Source organism: Stenotrophomonas sp. A3_2, from assembly GCF_036624925.1.
Taxonomy (GTDB): Bacteria; Pseudomonadota; Gammaproteobacteria; order Xanthomonadales; family Xanthomonadaceae; genus Stenotrophomonas; species Stenotrophomonas hibiscicola.
On record NZ_JAZKVY010000279.1, the window covers coordinates 1 to 351 of the forward strand.

1 protein-coding gene is annotated in these 351 nt (G+C 64.4%); it reads right to left on the reverse strand.

Translation table 11 applies throughout. From position 1 onward, the window contains the following. A partial coding sequence (locus tag R5H29_RS13895) for an MFS transporter (RefSeq protein WP_332329302.1) occupies positions 1-351 on the reverse strand: 351 nt, incomplete at both ends.

The following is a 351-nucleotide window of genomic DNA, read 5'->3' on the forward strand; positions in this document are numbered from 1 at the left end:
AGCACCGCGCCCACGAGAATGGCCGGTAACGTCGTGGAGAATGCCCAAAGAGGCACAACCGGCAGCGCCGACAGGCAGGCCAGCACAATGGCCCGTCGCCGGCCGATGCGTTGAGAAAGCGCGCCGACGCTGAGCCCGCCAGCAATCGCGGCGACATTCATGCACAGCAGCACCAGCGTCGCCTGGCCGAGCGGCAGGCCGCGCTCCGTCGTGAGAAACGACTTAAACAAATCCTGCGTGCCGTGGCTGAAGAAATTGAATGCAGCCATCATCAGCACGGCATGTATCGCCAGCCGCCAAGGCAACCGCACCGTAACGGGCTTGATGGGATCGGCCTTGCGCGTCGCAGCG